The organism is Caproicibacterium argilliputei (assembly GCF_029211325.2).
Taxonomy (GTDB): Bacteria; Bacillota; Clostridia; order Oscillospirales; family Acutalibacteraceae; genus Caproicibacterium; species Caproicibacterium argilliputei.
On sequence record NZ_CP135996.1, the window covers coordinates 776,860 to 793,721 of the forward strand.

Genomic DNA, 16,862 nt, shown 5'->3' on the forward strand with positions numbered 1-16,862 from the left:
GCAAAATCGCGTTATTCCATAGTATGGAAGGGGCGTGTATTTTGCTACCGGGGAATTCCCACACAAAAAAGGCAGCCGCTTGGCTGCCTTTTTTATAGTTTGGGTTATTTTTGTTCCTGCAGGGCTTTTATCAGACCGCTGTCGTTGTCAATGCGAAAGAAGCAAAGCTTGCCGCTGTCGTTAAATTGCACCGTGCCGGTGATTTTTGCGGTTTGGTTGATACTCTCTCCCTTGCCGTACTGTACGTTTGCAGTAAAAGAGTACCCCGTGTCTGTTTTGGAAACTTGTACGGCATCGTCTTTTAGCTGCATCCGCTGTCCGGAATCCTGTGCAAAGCCGTGGTACAGAGAAAGCGCATTTGCAACAAAGGTCGAGTAAGCATCCGCCGTAAAAGCGGATTGCACCGGAGTGTCCGGCAGGCTTTCCCTGCTTGCAGAATCCGTTTTAGAAACGCCTTCGCCCAAGACCTGTGTGCTGCTTTGCCCGATGTATGCCGCATTTGGTCCATTAAACAGCGTGGTCAGTGTCTGGCGAACGACCATCTGCTGTTCAACCGATGCAGTTGGGGTGGTTGCGCTGCTGGCGGATATCGTGCCTTGCGGGGTGCCGGAACTGGAGACTACTGGTTTTTCTGCGCCGCAGCCCGATGCGGTCAGCAGGCACGCAGCCAGTAAAAATGGTAAAATGGATTTTGAAAAGCGCATGTTTTTCCTCCCAATTGTCTATTGTATTAAGAAATCATCCATGCGGAGACCATGCAAAAGATTTAAAGAAAGGATCATTTGCTAAACTTGAGTTATATCAAAAATCATTTGTGTAATAGACGGTTGCTAAATTAGATAAATCGTAATCTGCATTACCGCTGGTGTATTTTCCCAAACTCTTTACATCTGCCCACAGGGGTTCGTATTCAGAAATTATGAAGAGTTTACAGTCTCTGCACTGTGTGCAGTATCCATTGATTTGCAAATCAGTACTTGGATATGCACCCTTGTAAGCTTTTCCACGACCACGACCTACCATATGATGTTTTTGTCCAGTTGCTGGACAGGGGTAATACATCAGTTTTACATCATTTGCTTTTTGAAGATTGATTACCGATGTAGAAAGAGCGTTTTTAGAAGCTGTGAGATTAGGAGCGGCTTGATTTGTCTGTGCATGCACAGGTACCATCATGGCAACAAGAACTACACATGACAAAAACGAAAAAAGCATTTTTTGAAAAATTTCATACGATATATCTCCTCTACAATTTTTTAACATATTATGATTATAGAACTGAACCCAATATATGTAAAGTAAAATATTGAGAAAAAATCAAAAACAAAAAGCAAAACTGGGCATAGATGCAATAAACAACAGAGCACCCTCCCTGGAAAACTGCAAGGAGGGTGCTCTGTTGTTCTAAAAGAATTTATTTGGTCGCCATGTCGTACATTGCCTGCAGGCAAATCTGTGCGTGCAGGAAGAAGCGCGACAGGTCGATATTTTCGTTGGTGTTGTGCAGGCGGCGGTCAGGCTCGTCCGGGAAAAACGGCCCGAACGCGACGCCGCGGCCTTTCAGCTCGCGGGCGTAGGTGCCACCGCCGGTCGCGTAAACGTTGGGCTCTGTGCCCATCACGGCGGCGTAGGAGCCTTTCAGCAGGCGGATGAAGTCACTGTCCTCCGGCAGATAAAGCGGCAGGCTCTCGTTGGTGCGGGTACAGGCAAGTCCGTAGGGCGCACACGCCTGCTGCATTTTCGCGAGGATGTCGTCGCCCTTGGCAGTGACCGGATAGCGGATGTCCAGACCGGCGCGGGAAACGCCTTCGCCCACACGCACCAGACCCAGGTTCAGCGTCAGCGGGCCGGACGGCGCGTCGCTCTGCTTTAAACCGACCAGACTGCCGTCGTAGGAAGTCTGAATCTTTTCGCTGAGGAAGTACAGCAGGCTGCCCAGTTCTGCGCTGTTCAGCACTTTGGACAGCAGCATGAGGAGTTTCGCCGCCGCGTTAACACCCTCTTGCGGCTGCATAGCGTGGGAGGCAACACCTTCCGCACCGATGCACAGGCCGTCCGGCGTCTTGGTGAATGAAAACGCTTTGTCACCGCCTGCAAGATCCATCAGTGCGGCGGACTGCTCCATGGTGCAGACCACCACGGCTTCCGCTTTAGCAGGCACCGCATTTACAACGATTCCGGCGGTAAAGTGGCGCACAGCGGTGGGGGCCTTTCCGCCAGTGAGGTCTAAGCGTAAAATGCCTTTTTCCCGGTTGCAGATGCCGTACTCGCTGTCCGGCGTAAAGCCAAAAACCGGCATCGATTCGGCGGCGTAGTAGGTGTCGATGTCGTTGCTCGCGACTTCCTCGCCGCCGCCGAAAATCACGCGGATGCGGCGTTTGGTTTGCACGCCGGCGTCTTTAAGGGCTTTCAAGCAATACAGTGCCACCACTGCCGCGCCTTTGTCATCCGCAGTGCCGCGGCCATACAGCAGACCGTTCTTTTCCACGGTTTTAAACGGGTCGGTTTTCCAACCGTCTCCGGCGGGCACAACGTCCACATGGCAGAGCACGTCTGCAAATTCACTGCCGGTACCATAAATTGCGTGACCGGCATAATTGCCGACATTTTTGGTTTCGAGGCCGAGTTCTTCCGCCATGTTCAGGATGGTTTCCAGTGCGCGTGCGCTTTCCGCGCCGAAAGGCTTGCCAGGTACTGCCTCGCTGACAACAGAGGGGATGGCGACCAGTGTTTTCAAGTCGCGCAGAATCTGTTCTTTGTAAGGTAAAATGTGTTCTCCAAACTGCATAGTAAAAACTCCTTTATGCCGGTATGCCGGCGAATCAACCAATCAAGCGGCGGCTGTGCGCCGTTCTGCTTTCAGTATAACACAAATTGCGTTTGCCGCAAGGGTCTGGGCGGTTTCACCGCAGATTGTTTTTGTGCAGGCGTGGCTGACGGCTGCGCTTTTTGCGGTTTGCGGCAAAAAGAAGGCAGTACGTGCCTGCGTGGGGCACAAAGCACGCACGCTTAGGCTTTAATCGAAGCAGGTTCGAACGCGCACCGTTTCAACACATAAAGTTTCCCTTGTGTTTCAAGAAAAAATCGTATATAATATTAAGGTATCCGATTTCGTACGGTTCATGACAGCAAGCAAGGCAAAGGGCGTGCGGCGGGATATGCAGATGGGTGGGCTCTGTGCGGCGGAGCGCCGTGAACCATGTCAGGCGGGGAACCGAGCAGCATTAAGCGGAGTGGCACTGTGCGATGCAGGTTTGTCTGCCCATCTGTATATCCGGCAGCACGGCGGCGCGGGGCGCCTGCCTTGCTTTTCTTTTTGTAAAAAACGGCGTCTTCCCGCAGGGAAGCGTGGATGGGGGTGCGCAAGTGTATCAAGTGCTTTACCGCAAGTGGCGGCCGCAGGTTTTTGCGGATGTGGTCGGTCAGCCGCAGGTGACCAAAACCCTGCAGAACGAGCTGACCGCCGGCCGTGTGGCACACGCTTACCTTTTTACCGGCTGCCGCGGCACCGGCAAAACCACCTGCGCAAAGATCCTCGCAAAAGCAGTCAACTGCCTGCATCCGAAAGACGGCGACCCCTGCGGCGCGTGTGAAATCTGCCGCGGCGTGCAGGACGGCAGCATCATGGATATTGTCGAGATTGACGCCGCCAGCAACAACGGCGTTGACAGTATCCGTATGCTGCGGGAAGAGGCGAACTTTACCCCGGCGGTTGCGAAGTACCGCGTGTACATCATTGACGAGGTGCATATGCTTTCCGTCGGCGCTTTTAACGCATTGCTTAAAACGCTGGAGGAGCCGCCGGCGCACGTGATTTTTATTCTGGCGACTACGGAGGTGCACAAGCTTCCGGCAACGATTCTTTCCCGCTGCCAGCGCTTTGACTTTCGCCGGATTCCGCCGGAGGACATTGCCGCGCGGCTGACGTTTATTGCCGGAGAAGAGGGTGCGTCACTGGACGGTGAGGCGGCACTTCTGCTGGCGCGGCTGGCGGACGGCGCCATGCGCGACGCGCTTTCCCTGCTGGACCAGTGTCTTGGCCGCAGCAAAGATGTGACCGTGGAGGTGGTCAATGAGGCGGCGGGGCTTGCCAGCCGTGCGCACCTGTTTCGCCTGGCGGATGCCATTTACGCGAAAGACAGTGCTGCGGCTTTGGCTGTGGTGGATGAAATGCATCGCGGCGGCAAGGATATGGCGCGTTTGTGCGAAGAGCTTGCGTCCCATCTGCGCTTTTTAATGCTCATCAAAACCATGCGCGACGCGCGCCCTATGGTTGCGGTCACTAGCGAAGAGTTTGCCCAGCTGGAAAAGCAGGCGCTTGCCATGCCGCTGTCGGTGATTCTGCATGGCATGGATACCCTGCAGGACGCACTGGAGCGGATGTACCGCGGGGGCGACCGCCGCATGGAAATGGAAATGGCGCTGTTGCGGCTGTGCTGCCCGGAACTGGACGACAGCCGTGCGGCATTGGTGCGGCGCATCGAAGCGCTGGAAAAACACGCGCCGACTGCCGTGGCGCAGCCTGAAATCCAGCAGCCGCAGCCTGCACCGGAACCGCCTGCGCCGGAGCGAACGGTGCCGCAGAAGCTTGCCGCTGTGCCCGCCGCACCGCAGGAAGAGCCCCCAAAAACGGCATCGGAAAACAGACCTGCCGCTCCCTTGGCGACGTCGGCTCCTGTTCCGGCACAGGAACCGCCCAAATCGGCAGAGGCTGTCAAGACTGCGGCGCAGTTGGCGGCAGAGGCGGTTCCGCTGCCGGAATGGCCAGAGGTGGTGCAGGCACTCAAGCAGTATTCCCACACCATTGCGGCGGCATTCCGCAACACCTCGGCTTACGTCAGCGGCAACTATGTGCTGATTGACGCGGCAAACGATTTGGCGTTCAGCCTGCTGCGCGAATCGTCGCAGCGCGACAGTATGCGCCGCGCGATTCAGCAGGTGACCGGCAGAACGTACAAGCTTGGCCCCTACCGCCCCGCGGAAAAGCAGGACGCCGAAAAAGACCCCCTGCTGGCCATGGCAGAGCGTGCACAGGAGCAAGGTATTGACGTGGTGAAAAAATGACCGCGCGGCAGGTTTTCCTTGACCGCAGCGGACTGTTTGTTATATGATTAGAAAATCAGAAACAGAAACGACACAATTTTGGAGGTATACAGGATGAAGGCACGAGTACCGCAGAGCAAAGGCCCGCAGAACCTGCAGCAGATTGCACGGCAGGCGCAGAAACTGCAGGAGGATATGGACAAGCTCGCACAGGAACTGGACGTAAAGGAATACACCGCGACTTCCGGCGGGGACGCTGTAAAGGCAACCGTCCTCGGCAAAATGGAAGTCAAGAGCATTGAAATCAAGCCGGAAGTGGTTGATCCCGAGGATGTGGAAATGCTCTCTGACTTGGTTATCGGCGCGGTCAATGAAGCCCTGCGTGCCGCCGCAGACGACAAGAGCGAACAAATGGAAGCCCTTTCCGGCGGGCTGAGTGTTCCCGGGCTGTTCTGAGAATGGCCGGAGGATATCAGGTGGCGCCGCTGGCGCGTTTGGTCGAGCAATTTGAGCGCCTGCCGGGCATTGGGCACAAAAGCGCTCAGCGGCTGGCATACCATGTGCTGGGCATGACCAAAGAGCAGGCACAGGCGTTTGCGGATGCCGTTTTGGAAGCACACGATAAAATTCATTACTGCAAGGTTTGCTGCAATCTGACCGACCAGCCGCTTTGCCCCATTTGCCGGGATGAGCGCCGCGACACTTCTGTCATCTGCGTGGTGGAAGACCCGCGCGACGTCATCGCCATGGAGCGCACGAATGAATACAAGGGCAGCTACCATGTTCTGCACGGTGCGATTTCTCCACTTTCCGATGTGGGGCCGGAGCAGCTCTGCATTAAGGAACTGCTGGCGCGGGTGCAGGGCGGCAAGGTGAAAGAGGTCATTATGGCAACAAACCCAACGGTAGAGGGAGAAGCCACTGCCATGTACATTTCCCGTTTGCTCAAGCCGCTTGGCGTGAAAGTGACGCGCCTTGCCTATGGCATTCCGGTGGGCGGTGACTTGGAGTATGCAGATGAAGTGACGCTGCTGCGCGCGCTGGAGGGCCGCAGCGAACTGTAAATGTGACAGAATCCGCAAAGCAAATTCGGTAAAATAGATGTTTAGAAGACCGCTGGTTTTCCCGAAAGAAATGAGGAACGCCATGAAAGAAGAAAATTTCAAAACGATTGCACGCAACAAAAAGGCGTACCATGATTATTTCGTGGAAGAAAGCTATGAGGCGGGCATTGCGCTGACCGGAACCGAGGTCAAGTCCCTGCGCGCTGGCAGCTGTAACCTCAAGGATGCGTGGTGCGCCGTGGAAAGCGGCGAGCTTTTGTTGCGTGGAATGCATATCAGCCCGTATGAGCACGGCAATATTTTTAACCGCGACCCGGTGCGCACGCGTCGGCTGCTGATGCACAAAAAAGAGATTATGCACCTGTTTGGCGTGGTCAAGCAGCAGGGCTACTCGCTGATTCCGCTGTCGGTTTACTTTAAGGGCAGCCGCGTCAAGGTGCAGGTGGGTCTGTGCCGCGGCAAAAAGCTGTACGACAAGCGCGCGGATTTGGCGGCGCGCGCCGCCAAGCGCGATGTGGATCGCGCGCTAAAAACGCAGAACCGCTGACAATTTCTGCAGGGACTTGCAATTTTGTCTGGTTTGTTGTATACTCTGTTTAAGGTCAGGAAGTCCTGACCTTTCATGGGGATGTAAAGGTTTCGACGGGGGTTGTAAACCCTGGTAAGCGAGCAGCGGGGCGGGACCGCTTCATCAATCCGCACTTTAAATTTAGATGAGAAATCCTCTAAGAAAAACAGCAATATCGTAAACGTTAACTTCAATAACAATTATGGGATGGCTGTTGCAGCTTAATTAAAAAGCTGCCGTCCTCTCCGGGGGTACCGCGACCCGGCTGAGGGCGTAACTCAGCGGTGAACGTGAATCGGGTGATGCCTCTCATCCGGTCATGACGCAGAGGCTGCCGCTGCACAAAGCCTGCCGGTTGGCGCTGTGCAGCGGGAGATTGAAAGAACCGGCTGCGCTCGAAGAAATCCAGGGCAAGTGACTTTCGGACAGGAGTTCGACTCTCCTCATCTCCACCAGCCTTAGCAATAGTTTCCTTTGAATCCGCGCTGGCTTTTGTGCTGACGCGGATTTCTGTTTTTACGCTATCCTCGTAAATTGTAATATTCATAATTATTTTCGTGTATTTCCTTGACACGTCTAAAGGAATATGGTAATATATAAGCATACGCGGTCATGCTGAAATTGGCATACAGGCATGCTTGAGGTGCATGTGTCTTATGACGTGTGGGTTCAAGTCCCACTGACCGCACCATCTATTCTGAGAGTACATAGTGTTATACTATGTACTCTTTTTTTGTAAAAAAATAAGGGAACAGGCATTAAACCCATTCCCATATACTTCCAGTGGAGTACAAAACCGTTCTAAAGGATAGCAATACACGAGCAAACGGATGCTGCTGCCTTGCAATTCTTCGCGGAGTTTTACTTCCGGTCTGCTTCAAACTTGAAAATCGTGCGCGTCCGGAACGTGTCGCCCGGCTGCAGCAGGGTGCTGGGGAAGTTCGCATGGTGCGGCGTGTCTGCGAAGTGCTGGGTTTCCAGGCAGAACGCCGTGTGCGGTTTCATAGCGGAACCATCGCGGTTTTTCGCGCTTGCGCCGAAACTGTTTGCCGTGTAAAGCTGCATTCCCGGTTGGTCTGTAAATACCAGCAGGCGGCGTCCGGTAGAGGCATCGTGCGCCTCCGCGGCCTTGCGGAAACCGTCGCCGTTCAGGACAAAGTTGTGGTCATAGCCGCCGCAGTCGTGCAGGGTTGGTTCCAGGCTGCGGATATCCTGCCCGATTGTTTTGGCGCTGCGGAAATCTTCCGCGGTGCCTGCCACAGACAGCAGTTTGCCGGTGGGCAGCAGCGCTTTGTCCACTTCCGTGGTGGCGTCCGCGTCAATCTGCAGCTCCGTGGAAAGTACATCGCGGCTGCAGTCACCGGTCAAATTAAAGAAGCTGTGGTTGGTCAGGTTCACATACGTTGCCCGGTCTGTAACCGCCGTGTAATCCAAAATCACCGCGTTGTCCGTACTCAGGCAGTATGTCACGGTGACGGTGCAGGCTCCGGGGAAGCCTTCCTCGCCGTCTGCGCTTTGGTATTCCAGCGTGATGGAAGGAGCCTCATCGCTGTTGTCGCGGGACTTGCAGCGCCATGCGCGCGTGGAAAAACCAGTCGGGCCGCCATGCAGGGTGTTTTCTCCCTCGTTTTTTGTCAGCGTGCAGGGCTGTCCGTCAAGCTCGAAGGCGCCGCCGGCGATGCGATTGGCGTAACGGCCAACCACAGCGCCCTGGTAGTCGCCCGGCTGTGCGTATTCTTCCAGTGTGCGGTGACCGAGCACCATCTCGCCGAGGACACCGTTTTTGTCGGGCATTTGTACAGACTGAATCCGCGCGCCGAAAGAAAGTACTGTCAGAGAAGCGCCAGACTCATTCTGCAGGGTATAGGAACGGATTTCCGTACCGTCCTGCAGAACACCGAATTTTTTTTCTGAAATACTCATGAGGATTGCCGCCTTTCTTTTTCTTATTTAAAAGGTATGGCCGCGGCCAAGCAGCGCCGCGCCAATGATGCCGGCATCATTGCCCAATTCTGCAATGCGAAGTTCGGTCTGCCGGCTGTTGGGCACATGGAAAACTTCCTTTTCCAGATACGCGCGCAGCGGGCGCAGCAAGTTTTCTTTTTCGTTGCAGATGCCGCCGCCAATGCAGACCACGTCTGGCTGGAAGATGTTGATACAGTTTGCAAGACCGATACCGAGGTCTGCAATAAAGCGGTCAACGGCCTCCTGTCCCAGCGGGTCGCCGGCGCGCATGGCATCAAACGCGGTGCGGCCGTCCACCTTGTGGAGGTCACCGCCCGGAATCGTCCAGATGGGCGCGCCTTTTTGGTCGTCGTGTGCGGTCATGACTTCTTGCGTGGTCTTAATTAAGCCGGTTGCGGAAGCGTATGTTTCCCAGCAGCCGCGGCGCCCGCAGGTGCAGGGCCGCCCGTTGACCGCGATGACCTGGTGACCCAGTTCACCGGCAGCGCCGTTGCAGCCCGCGTAAATTTTTCCGTCAATAATTATGCCGCCGCCGATGCCGGTGCCAAGTGTAATGGCAAGGCCGTCAGTCGCGCCGCGAAGCGCCCCCGCCATGAATTCGCCGTAAGCCGCCGCATTGGCATCGTTTTCTACTAAAACGGGTTTGTTTTGCAGCTGCTGGCTGAGCTGCTGCGCCAATGCATAGTTGTGCAAATCCAGGTTGCCGGCAAATCCGACCAGACCGGCTTTGCTGTCAATGCTGCCAGGTGAGCCCACGCCAATCCACGGCACGTCTTCCAGAGTCAGGTCTGCATTTTTCAGTGCCTGTAGGGTGGTCTGTGCAAGCTGTTCGGTCAGTTCTGCTTCAGGGCAGGGAACACGGGTGTGATTTTTTGCACGGGCCACAATGCGGTAGTTTTCGTCAACGATGCCAACTGCGATATTTGTGCCGCCCAAATCAATTCCAAGGTACATGAGAGGACTCCTCCTTCAATTCTATGTTTCCCAGTCAGGGCAAGATGCTCTGCAGATAAGTATACCGTTTTCGGCACGGATTGTAAACAGAATGGCACGCAAAAGAAAGCGAAAAAATTGAATCCGCGGCGGAGGATGTGCTATAATGCTAATAGACTGTGTCCGCATACTGCGGAACCTGCTTCGGCAAGCCTGTGCCGGAGAATTTCAGACGAAATGAGGCTTTTTCTTGCGATTTGACGACTTACCGCAGAGTATGCAGAACCCCGAAACCAAGGATTATTTTGAAAAGCTGCAGAACCGCCGCGGCGCACTGGCGGGAAAGCGTGTGTTTGACATAGTGGTGTCCGCGCTGATGCTGGTGATTTTATCGCCGCTGCTGCTGCTGACAGCCGCCGCGGTCAAGGCAGACTCGAAAGGGCCGGTGTTTTACCGGCAGGTTCGGGTGGGGCGCTACGGCAGGAACTTTCGAATTTTCAAGTTTCGCACCATGGTGCAGGATGCGGACAAAAAGGGGCTTGCCATTACCGTAGGAGAGGATCCCCGCATTACGCGTGTAGGGAGGCTGATTCGCAAGTGCAGGCTGGATGAAATCGCGCAGTTGCTCAATGTGCTCAACGGCACCATGAGCTTTGTCGGCCCACGCCCCGAAGTGCCCAAGTATGTAGATGCTTATGAGGATGCTTATATGGCAACGCTTTTGGTGCGTCCGGGCGTTACGGCGCCCAGCAGCATTTACTTTCGCAACGAGGATGAAATTCTGGCGGCTTCTGACGCGGACCCGGAAGTGACATATGTCAAAGAGATTCTGCCAACGAAAATGCGGCTGAATCTGGAGTACCTCGATTCCATTTCCGTTTGGAACGATGTGAAAGTGATGTTCCAGACCGTTAAAGCTGTTTTCTGAGTCATAATGCACTGTCCCCCGGCATAGGACTGTAAAAAAGGGGAGGGGTGCGCCTTGTATCTGATTTTTAAGAAAAAACATCTTCTCGCGGCGGCGGCGTTTCTGGCTGCGGCCGCAGTTGCCCTGTTGGCGGGGCGCAGCTACCGCATGAGCGTGACAACTGCCGCCAAGGCGGTGAAGACTGCGAACCCAAACTGGGGGCTGAGCTTTCAGGAGTCGGGCAAACCGCCGATTGGAAACGCGACACCCGCATATCTCAAGCAGTTCCATGCCTTTTTCCTGGGAAATACCAGTGAGAAAAAGCTGTATCTGACGTTTGATGCCGGTTATGAAGCCGGTTATACCCCGAAAATTCTGGATACGCTGAAAAAACATAAGGTGAAAGCGACTTTCTTTGTGGTCGGAAATTATCTGGAAACCAGTCCGGATTTGGTCAAGCGGATGGTCGCGGAGGGGCACACAGTGGGTAACCATACCTACCACCACTATGATATGTCTAAAATTTCGGATCAAGCTGCCTTTGAAAAGGAACTGCGCTCCGTGGAAACCAAGTTTCAGGAGATTACCGGCAAGGCAATGACGCGCGTGTACCGCCCGCCACAGGGCAAGTACAGCGAGAGCAACCTCAAGCAGGCGCAAGCGCTGGGGTACCGAACCTTTTTCTGGAGTCTTGCATATGTGGACTGGTACAAAGATAAACAGCCCAGCCACGAGGAGGCCTTTCAAAAACTTTTGCCCCGCACACATCCGGGCGCCATCGTGCTGCTGCACTTGACCTCGAAAACCAACGCGGAGATTCTGGATGAGCTGCTGACAAAATGGGAGCAGATGGGGTACCAATTCGGTTTGGTTTCGGACTTAAAATAAAAAATGGAAAGCGGACGTTTTGCAGGACGTCCGCTTTTTTGAGTCATTTTTTAAAGTTGACCAAAAAAATAAGAAAAAAGTTTGAAGGCTCTTGCAATTTGTGCCTTGCATAATATCCACAAGATTGGTATACTTTAATTGTTCCAAAAAGAAAAAATAAATAGCACACACAAATGCGAATGGGGGGCAGGCGGAAATGCATCTGCAGGTCGTGTTTCATGTGGATGAGCCGGAAAAGTGGGGACTGCTGCTGCGAAACCTGCAGAACCTGCTGCGCAGTTCGGATGCGGCTGCTGCTGCCATCGAAGTGGTTGCCAATGGCCCTGCGGTTTCCTTTTATAAAGTCGGTCGTACGGATGCGGCGGAACACCTGCAAAGCCTGTCAAAGGCGGGCGTCCGTTTTTGCGCGTGTGAAAATGCGCTTCGCGGCATGAAAATTTCACCGACAGAACTGCTGCCATTCGTACAGACGGTTCCCTCCGGTGTTTTGGAACTGATATGGTGTCAAAACCACGGCTTTGCGTATCTGAAACCTTAAATTTTTCGATTATTCCATAAAAAATAGCGAATTTGATGAAAGTTATGTTGCAATTTGTATAGTGACCGAGTATAATGATACTGGAAATCGGAAATTGCAGGTAAGGTGCTTCCTGAACTGCTTCAAAGGCCGCAGATTCAGAAAAAGTTCTCTTTCGTTGGTTTACAACCGGCTTTGCCGGTCAATCATTATTATTATTGTAAAGGAGTCTTGAAAATGTCTATCGTTGATTTTTACCGCTGTGAAAGGTGTGGCAATATCGTTGCGCTCATCAAAAAAGGGGGCGGAACGCTGTCTTGCTGCGGACAGGCCATGACTAAGCTGGAGGCAAACTCGACTGACGCCGCACAGGAAAAGCACGTTCCGGTTGTCACAAAAGAAAGCGGAAAGCTGAAAGTAGCGGTCGGCTCTACCCTGCATCCCATGCAGGCAGAGCACTCCATTGAGTGGATTGCGTTGGTGGCAGACGGTCAGGTGCAGATTAAATATCTGAAGCCCGGTCAGGAGCCAAAAGCAGAGTTTGGCGAAGTACAGTCCGGCTCTGTGTATGCATACTGTAACCTGCACGGTCTGTGGAAGGCCGATTTCTAAATGAAAGAATGGAAAGGAGATCTTGCGGAATGCGGGATCTTTTTCCTGTATAAGCCGCTGTTTATCAGCGGAGAAAAGGGGATTGCAAAAATGCTCGATCAAAAACTTGTAGACCTGTTTAACCGTCAGATTAACCTGGAGTGGTACTCCGCTTACTTCTATCTGGATATTTCCGACTATTACGCGGACAAAAATCTGAACGGCTTCGGCAATTGGTTCTCCATTCAGACACAGGAGGAACGCGACCACGCCATGCTGTTTGTCAAGTACCTGCTGAACAACGGCGTGAAGCCGGCCCTGCAGGATGTCAAGGCACCGGATGTGACGTTTAACGACTTTAGCGAACCGGCAAAGGCGGCATTGGCACATGAGAAAAAGGTGACGGCATCCATCAATGAAATTTACGCTGCCGCATATGAGCAGAAAGATTTCCGCACCATGCAGTTTTTGGACTGGTTTGTCAAGGAGCAGGGCGAAGAAGAAAAGAATACCGAGGACATCGTCAAGCGGTACGAGCTGTTTGGAAACGATGCAAAGGGACTGTACCTGCTGGACTCTGAACTGGCGGCAAGGACCTATGCGCCTGCGACTCTGGTCATCTGAACCAGTCTGAAAAATTCAAAAACAGAAAAGGAGTGTTTCAAATGGGCGTCTATGATTTTCAGGTAAAAAATATGAAGGGGGAGCAGACTTCCCTTTCCGATTATAAAGGAAAGCTGCTGCTGATTGTCAACACCGCCAGCAAATGCGGTTTTACCCCGCAGTATGACGGGCTGGAAAAGCTGTATAAAACCTATCAAGACCGCGGACTTGTGATTCTGGGCTTTCCGTGCAACCAGTTTCTTGCACAGGAGCCGGAAAACAATGAAGCCATCTCCTCCTTTTGTAAGCTGAACTACGGCGTGACGTTTCCGCTTTTCTCCAAGATTGATGTGCGCGGAGAAAACGCCGATCCGCTGTTCAAATATTTGACGGAAGCGGCTCCTTTTCAAGGGTTTGAACTGAGTAAGGAAAGCGGCCGCATGATTCAGGGCGTTGTCAAGGAACACTATCCGGACAATTTGGAGGGCAACGGCATTAAGTGGAATTTCACCAAGTTCCTCATCGGCCGGGACGGCGAAGTCAAAGGTCGCTACGAGCCAACGGTGACACCGGAAGAACTGGCGCCGGTGATTGAAGCCGCCCTTTAAAGGCTGATGCTGCGCCTCTGAACGGAGCAAAAGGCAGCCATGCAGGAAATTCTGTACGGCTGCCTTTTGTTTTCTAAAAGTAGAAAGGATGTGTAAGACTTACCATGTATGACGTAATCATTGTCGGCGGCGGCCCTGCGGGGCTGACTGCGGCGATTTATACCTCTCGCGCCGGACTTTCGACGCTGGTACTGGAAAAGATGTCCCTTGGCGGGCAGGCTTCCATGACATACAAAATCGACAATTATCCCGGCTTTAAAAATATTTCGGGCGCGGAGCTTGCCGCGGACTTTGAGGCGCACGTCAAAGCTTCCGGCGTTACTGTTTTGCTGGAGGAGGCCACGGCACTGGAGCTGAGCGAAACCCGCAAGACGGTCACCACGCACTCCGGAACGTACGAAGCGAAAGCTGTGATTTTGGCATTGGGCTCTGACCGCAGAAAGCTCGGCATTCCCGGAGAAGCGGAATTTGCCGGTCGCGGCGTTTCTTACTGTGCGACCTGTGACGGCAACTTCTTCCGCGGAAAGCGTGTCGCGGTGGTTGGCGGCGGTAATTCCGCAGTGGGCGATGCGGTTTCTCTGGCTGAAATTTGCAGCGAAGTCAAGCTGCTTTACCACGGCTCGAAGCTGTCTGCCATGTATTCGCTCAGAAAGCAGATTGCACAGCGGCCAAATGTTTCGGTTGCCTACCGGCAGGAAGTGACGCGGATTTTCGGCACCGGCAAGGTGGAACGGATTGCGGTGAAAAACACGGAAACCGGCGCCGCAGAGGAACTGCCGGTGGATGGCATCTTCATTGACATCGGCATGGTGCCGAACACCCGCCTGATTCCGCAGGAACTGCTGCTGCCGGACGGCTTTGTCGGTGCGGAGGAAAATGGCACAACAAAGATTCCGGGGGTGTTTGTTGCCGGTGACCTGCGTAAAAAGCAGCTTTATCAGATTGTGACGGCGATGTCGGATGGCGCGAACGCGGCATTTTCCGCGCAGCTTTATCTGCAGGATCGCTGACGGTGTGCTTCTGCATTTCTCAAAACGGGCACTGCTTTTCCGGCGGTGCTTGTTTTTGGTTATAAAAAACTTCCCCACGGTGCGGAATTTTTTCCACATACCAAAAGGGAAGTCTGCTGTTTGTAAACCGGTGTCTTACAGAGCCATGATAAAGATTTTTTTGACGTCCTCTTTGTTCAGCGGCACAAAGCCCTGCGCCAGACCGCCGTTGGCGGCCTTTTCTGCCATAACGTCAAAGTGGGTGTCGTCAATGCCCAAATCCTTCAGGTGGCTGGGCATTCCGATTGCCGTGAAGAAGGCACGCGTCTTCTGGATAGCCTCTTCGGCAATGCGCATCGGCTCCTGCGAAGCATCGAGGTCCCACACGTTTACGCCATATGCCGCAAATTTTTCAACAGTCTTGTCGCTGAGAATGTACTGCATCCAGTACGGCGTCAGCAGAGCTAATCCGGCGCCGTGCGTAATGTCATAGAAAGCGCTCAGCTCGTGCTCCATCGGATGTACCGACCATGCGGTGCTTTCGCCGTAGCTGATTAAACCGTTGATGGCAAGACTGGAGGCCCACATCAGGTTGGCGCGGGCTTCATAATCCTCCGGGTGATCAATGGCGATGGGGGCGTACCGAATGACGGTTTTCAGAATCCCCTCTGCCAGGCGTGCCTGCAGGAAAGCTCCCTTGGTGTTGTTGAAGTAATTTTCAAAGGTGTGGCTCATAATATCGGAAGAGCCGGCAGCGGTCTGGTACTTGGAAACACTGCAGGTATACTGCGGGTCTAAAATGGAGAAGACGGGTTTGGTCACGTCGTTGCCGGTGCCCCATTTTTCGTTTTTCTCCATGTCGGAGATCACCGCAAAGCCATCCATCTCCGAGCCGGTTGCCGCCAGTGTCAGCACAGCGGCAACGGGCAGGGCTTTTTGAATCTTGCTGCTGTCCAGAACCAAATCCCAGGCATCGCCGCTGTAGCAGCTGCCCGCCGCGACAATCTTCGCGCAGTCGATGGTGCTGCCACCGCCTGCTGCAAGAACCGCGTCAATTTTTTCTTTTTTGCACAGGGCAACGCCCTTTCGGACAGTCTGAATCCGGGGGTTCGGCTCCACGCCTGCCAGCTCGAAGACGGTTACGTCCGCCTGCTGGAGCTGCTGCTGAATCTGATCATAAAGGCCGCTTTTCCGAATGCTGCCGCCGCCGTAAACCAGCAGCACCTTTTTCGCGATGGCAGACATCCTTTGCCCAAGCTGAGAGATCTGTCCTTTACCAAAGTAAACATCAGTGGGAATATGGTAATTAAAGTTATCCATTTCGTTTAGCCTCCATGATGAATTATTTAGATAGATTGTACAGCAGATGCAGATGCGTGTCAACTCGGCCGGGCGGGTGCAGACCGTCTGCTTTATGGTGCGGGAGATTTTGTTTGACATGTGTTTTCGTAGATGTTACCATAAAGTATCAAACGTAAAAAACCATTATGCGTGCGCGCAAACCGGGCACAAAGACAGGAAGTTGAAAAACAATGAGTGCATTGAGTATTCGGGATATCGCTAAAATGGCCGGCGTGTCGGTTACGACCGTTTCACGTGTGCTGAATGACTATCCGGATGTCAGCGAAGCGACCAAGCTGCGCGTACAGAAAGTCATTGCTGCGTGCGATTATCAGCCCAACAACGCCGCACGCAATTTGAAGCGGACGCACAGCAATGCGGTGGGTCTGCTCATGGAGGGCAGCCCCACGCCGTTCATTACGGATCTTTCCGATATTATTGAATCGGAAATCAACACGCACGGTTATGCGCTGGTGCCGCACCGTGTAACCGATGGGGTGGATGGTGTGGATACAGCGGTGCAGCTGGTCATGGAAAAACGGCTGCAGGGTTTGATTATCTGCGGCGGATATTTCATTCACTCACTGGAGCAGCTGCGCCGCCTGCCGGTGCCAAGTGTGTTCTGCACCACAACGCTGACCGGCATTGACCACGCCGCGTACTCCAGTGTGCACGTGGATGACCGGCAGGCGGCCATGGAGGCGGTCGATTACCTGTGCGCCATTGGTCACCGGGACATCGCCATTCTCGGCGGCATTGAGCAGGATGAGGGCGGTGTGTCCAGCCAGCGCCTGCGCGGCTACAGCGATGCGCTGAGCTGAGCAAAAACGGCATTTGCTTTGACC

General features: G+C 53.7%; 18 protein-coding genes, 1 tRNA gene and 2 other RNA genes. 15 read left to right on the forward strand and 6 right to left on the reverse strand.

The features are described from left to right. Positions 1 to 104 precede the first annotated feature (104 nt). The 3 genes from PXC00_RS03645 to PXC00_RS03655 all read right to left on the reverse strand — a co-directional run bounded on the left by PXC00_RS03645 (position 105) and on the right by PXC00_RS03655 (position 2,788). Positions 105 to 704 (reverse strand): hypothetical protein, encoded by a 600-nt coding sequence (locus tag PXC00_RS03645; protein WP_275845946.1) that lies wholly within the window; start codon positions 702 to 704, stop codon positions 105 to 107. Positions 705 to 801: 97 nt separating this feature from the next. Then, positions 802 to 1,164, reverse strand: coding sequence for a hypothetical protein (locus PXC00_RS03650; protein WP_316935087.1), 363 nt, complete (start codon positions 1,162 to 1,164; stop codon positions 802 to 804). A 250-nt stretch (positions 1,165 to 1,414) separates the two neighbouring features. Then, positions 1,415 to 2,788, reverse strand: a complete 1,374-nt coding sequence (locus tag PXC00_RS03655) for a Sapep family Mn(2+)-dependent dipeptidase (RefSeq protein WP_275845948.1) — start codon at positions 2,786 to 2,788, stop codon at positions 1,415 to 1,417. Between the two features lie 378 nt (positions 2,789 to 3,166). Here PXC00_RS03655 and ffs point away from each other — a divergent pair. From ffs to PXC00_RS03690, 7 genes are all read left to right on the forward strand, one after another. Next, an RNA gene (gene ffs / locus PXC00_RS03660) (signal recognition particle sRNA small type) lies at positions 3,167 to 3,261 on the forward strand. Continuing rightward, positions 3,247 to 5,064, forward strand: a complete 1,818-nt coding sequence (dnaX, locus tag PXC00_RS03665) for a DNA polymerase III subunit gamma/tau (RefSeq protein ID WP_456064455.1) — start codon at positions 3,247 to 3,249, stop codon at positions 5,062 to 5,064. Before ffs ends, dnaX begins: the two co-directional genes overlap by 15 nt. A gap of 93 nt (positions 5,065 to 5,157) precedes the next feature. Beyond that, a complete protein-coding gene (locus PXC00_RS03670; protein WP_275845950.1) occupies positions 5,158 to 5,499 on the forward strand; it encodes a YbaB/EbfC family nucleoid-associated protein in 342 nt (113 codons plus the stop codon). A 2-nt stretch (positions 5,500 to 5,501) separates the two neighbouring features. Beyond that, positions 5,502 to 6,107, forward strand: coding sequence for a recombination mediator RecR (recR, locus tag PXC00_RS03675; RefSeq protein WP_275845951.1), 606 nt, complete (start codon positions 5,502 to 5,504; stop codon positions 6,105 to 6,107). Positions 6,108 to 6,189: 82 nt separating this feature from the next. Continuing rightward, complete coding sequence (gene smpB / locus PXC00_RS03680; RefSeq protein ID WP_275845952.1) at positions 6,190 to 6,654, forward strand: SsrA-binding protein SmpB; 465 nt, start codon at positions 6,190 to 6,192, stop codon at positions 6,652 to 6,654. Positions 6,655 to 6,731: 77 nt separating this feature from the next. Beyond that, positions 6,732 to 7,130: a transfer-messenger RNA gene (ssrA, locus tag PXC00_RS03685) on the forward strand. 151 nt (positions 7,131 to 7,281) lie between these two features. Continuing rightward, positions 7,282 to 7,366, forward strand: a tRNA-Leu gene (locus tag PXC00_RS03690). A gap of 170 nt (positions 7,367 to 7,536) precedes the next feature. Here PXC00_RS03690 and PXC00_RS03695 read toward each other — a convergent pair. Both PXC00_RS03695 and PXC00_RS03700 read right to left on the reverse strand, forming a co-directional pair. After that, positions 7,537 to 8,598: an aldose epimerase family protein gene (locus PXC00_RS03695; protein ID WP_275845953.1), complete on the reverse strand. Its 1,062-nt coding sequence runs from the start codon at positions 8,596 to 8,598 to the stop codon at positions 7,537 to 7,539. 27 nt (positions 8,599 to 8,625) lie between these two features. Further along, positions 8,626 to 9,594, reverse strand: a complete 969-nt coding sequence (locus tag PXC00_RS03700; protein WP_275845954.1) for an ROK family protein — start codon at positions 9,592 to 9,594, stop codon at positions 8,626 to 8,628. A gap of 229 nt (positions 9,595 to 9,823) precedes the next feature. Here PXC00_RS03700 and PXC00_RS03705 point away from each other — a divergent pair, with 229 nt between their 5' ends. The 7 genes from PXC00_RS03705 to PXC00_RS03735 all read left to right on the forward strand — a co-directional run bounded on the left by PXC00_RS03705 (position 9,824) and on the right by PXC00_RS03735 (position 14,697). Beyond that, positions 9,824 to 10,501, forward strand: a complete 678-nt coding sequence (locus PXC00_RS03705) for a sugar transferase (protein WP_316935088.1) — start codon at positions 9,824 to 9,826, stop codon at positions 10,499 to 10,501. Positions 10,502 to 10,555: 54 nt separating this feature from the next. Then, on the forward strand, positions 10,556 to 11,368 hold the full coding sequence (locus tag PXC00_RS03710) for a polysaccharide deacetylase family protein (RefSeq protein WP_407654302.1): 813 nt from the start codon (positions 10,556 to 10,558) through the stop codon (positions 11,366 to 11,368). A 196-nt stretch (positions 11,369 to 11,564) separates the two neighbouring features. Then, complete coding sequence (locus tag PXC00_RS03715; RefSeq protein WP_275845955.1) at positions 11,565 to 11,906, forward strand: DsrE family protein; 342 nt, start codon at positions 11,565 to 11,567, stop codon at positions 11,904 to 11,906. Between the two features lie 216 nt (positions 11,907 to 12,122). Then, entirely contained in the window at positions 12,123 to 12,497 is a 375-nt protein-coding gene (locus tag PXC00_RS03720) for a desulfoferrodoxin (RefSeq protein ID WP_275845956.1), read from the forward strand. A 90-nt stretch (positions 12,498 to 12,587) separates the two neighbouring features. Next, on the forward strand, positions 12,588 to 13,100 hold the full coding sequence (locus PXC00_RS03725) for a ferritin (protein WP_275845957.1): 513 nt from the start codon (positions 12,588 to 12,590) through the stop codon (positions 13,098 to 13,100). Positions 13,101 to 13,141: 41 nt separating this feature from the next. After that, positions 13,142 to 13,687 carry a glutathione peroxidase gene (locus PXC00_RS03730; RefSeq protein ID WP_275845958.1) on the forward strand — a complete coding sequence of 182 codons (546 nt, stop codon included), beginning with the start codon at positions 13,142 to 13,144 and terminating at the stop codon, positions 13,685 to 13,687. A gap of 104 nt (positions 13,688 to 13,791) precedes the next feature. Continuing rightward, positions 13,792 to 14,697 (forward strand): NAD(P)/FAD-dependent oxidoreductase, encoded by a 906-nt coding sequence (locus PXC00_RS03735; RefSeq protein WP_275845959.1) that lies wholly within the window; start codon positions 13,792 to 13,794, stop codon positions 14,695 to 14,697. 135 nt (positions 14,698 to 14,832) lie between these two features. Here PXC00_RS03735 and PXC00_RS03740 read toward each other — a convergent pair whose 3' ends face one another. After that, entirely contained in the window at positions 14,833 to 15,996 is a 1,164-nt protein-coding gene (locus tag PXC00_RS03740; protein ID WP_275845960.1) for an iron-containing alcohol dehydrogenase, read from the reverse strand. Positions 15,997 to 16,208: 212 nt separating this feature from the next. Here PXC00_RS03740 and PXC00_RS03745 point away from each other — a divergent pair, with 212 nt between their 5' ends. Further along, positions 16,209 to 16,838, forward strand: a complete 630-nt coding sequence (locus PXC00_RS03745; RefSeq protein WP_316935089.1) for a LacI family DNA-binding transcriptional regulator — start codon at positions 16,209 to 16,211, stop codon at positions 16,836 to 16,838. Positions 16,839 to 16,862: the final 24 nt, after the last annotated feature.

What these genes read in the sequence shown, in the direction of transcription:
- PXC00_RS03645 (WP_275845946.1), bottom strand. Translation starts at nt 704, where the DNA reads ATGCGCTTTTCAAAATCCATTTTACCATTTTTACTGGCTGCGTGCCTG.
- PXC00_RS03655 (WP_275845948.1), bottom strand. Translation starts at nt 2,788, where the DNA reads ATGCAGTTTGGAGAACACATTTTACCTTACAAAGAACAGATTCTGCGC.
- dnaX (WP_456064455.1), top strand. Translation starts at nt 3,247, where the DNA reads ATGCAGGTTTGTCTGCCCATCTGTATATCCGGCAGCACGGCGGCGCGG.
- PXC00_RS03670 (WP_275845950.1), top strand. Translation starts at nt 5,158, where the DNA reads ATGAAGGCACGAGTACCGCAGAGCAAAGGCCCGCAGAACCTGCAGCAG.
- recR (WP_275845951.1), top strand. Translation starts at nt 5,502, where the DNA reads ATGGCCGGAGGATATCAGGTGGCGCCGCTGGCGCGTTTGGTCGAGCAA.
- smpB (WP_275845952.1), top strand. Translation starts at nt 6,190, where the DNA reads ATGAAAGAAGAAAATTTCAAAACGATTGCACGCAACAAAAAGGCGTAC.
- PXC00_RS03695 (WP_275845953.1), bottom strand. Translation starts at nt 8,598, where the DNA reads ATGAGTATTTCAGAAAAAAAATTCGGTGTTCTGCAGGACGGTACGGAA.
- PXC00_RS03700 (WP_275845954.1), bottom strand. Translation starts at nt 9,594, where the DNA reads ATGTACCTTGGAATTGATTTGGGCGGCACAAATATCGCAGTTGGCATC.
- PXC00_RS03715 (WP_275845955.1), top strand. Translation starts at nt 11,565, where the DNA reads ATGCATCTGCAGGTCGTGTTTCATGTGGATGAGCCGGAAAAGTGGGGA.
- PXC00_RS03720 (WP_275845956.1), top strand. Translation starts at nt 12,123, where the DNA reads ATGTCTATCGTTGATTTTTACCGCTGTGAAAGGTGTGGCAATATCGTT.
- PXC00_RS03725 (WP_275845957.1), top strand. Translation starts at nt 12,588, where the DNA reads ATGCTCGATCAAAAACTTGTAGACCTGTTTAACCGTCAGATTAACCTG.
- PXC00_RS03730 (WP_275845958.1), top strand. Translation starts at nt 13,142, where the DNA reads ATGGGCGTCTATGATTTTCAGGTAAAAAATATGAAGGGGGAGCAGACT.
- PXC00_RS03735 (WP_275845959.1), top strand. Translation starts at nt 13,792, where the DNA reads ATGTATGACGTAATCATTGTCGGCGGCGGCCCTGCGGGGCTGACTGCG.
- PXC00_RS03740 (WP_275845960.1), bottom strand. Translation starts at nt 15,996, where the DNA reads ATGGATAACTTTAATTACCATATTCCCACTGATGTTTACTTTGGTAAA.
- PXC00_RS03745 (WP_316935089.1), top strand. Translation starts at nt 16,209, where the DNA reads ATGAGTGCATTGAGTATTCGGGATATCGCTAAAATGGCCGGCGTGTCG.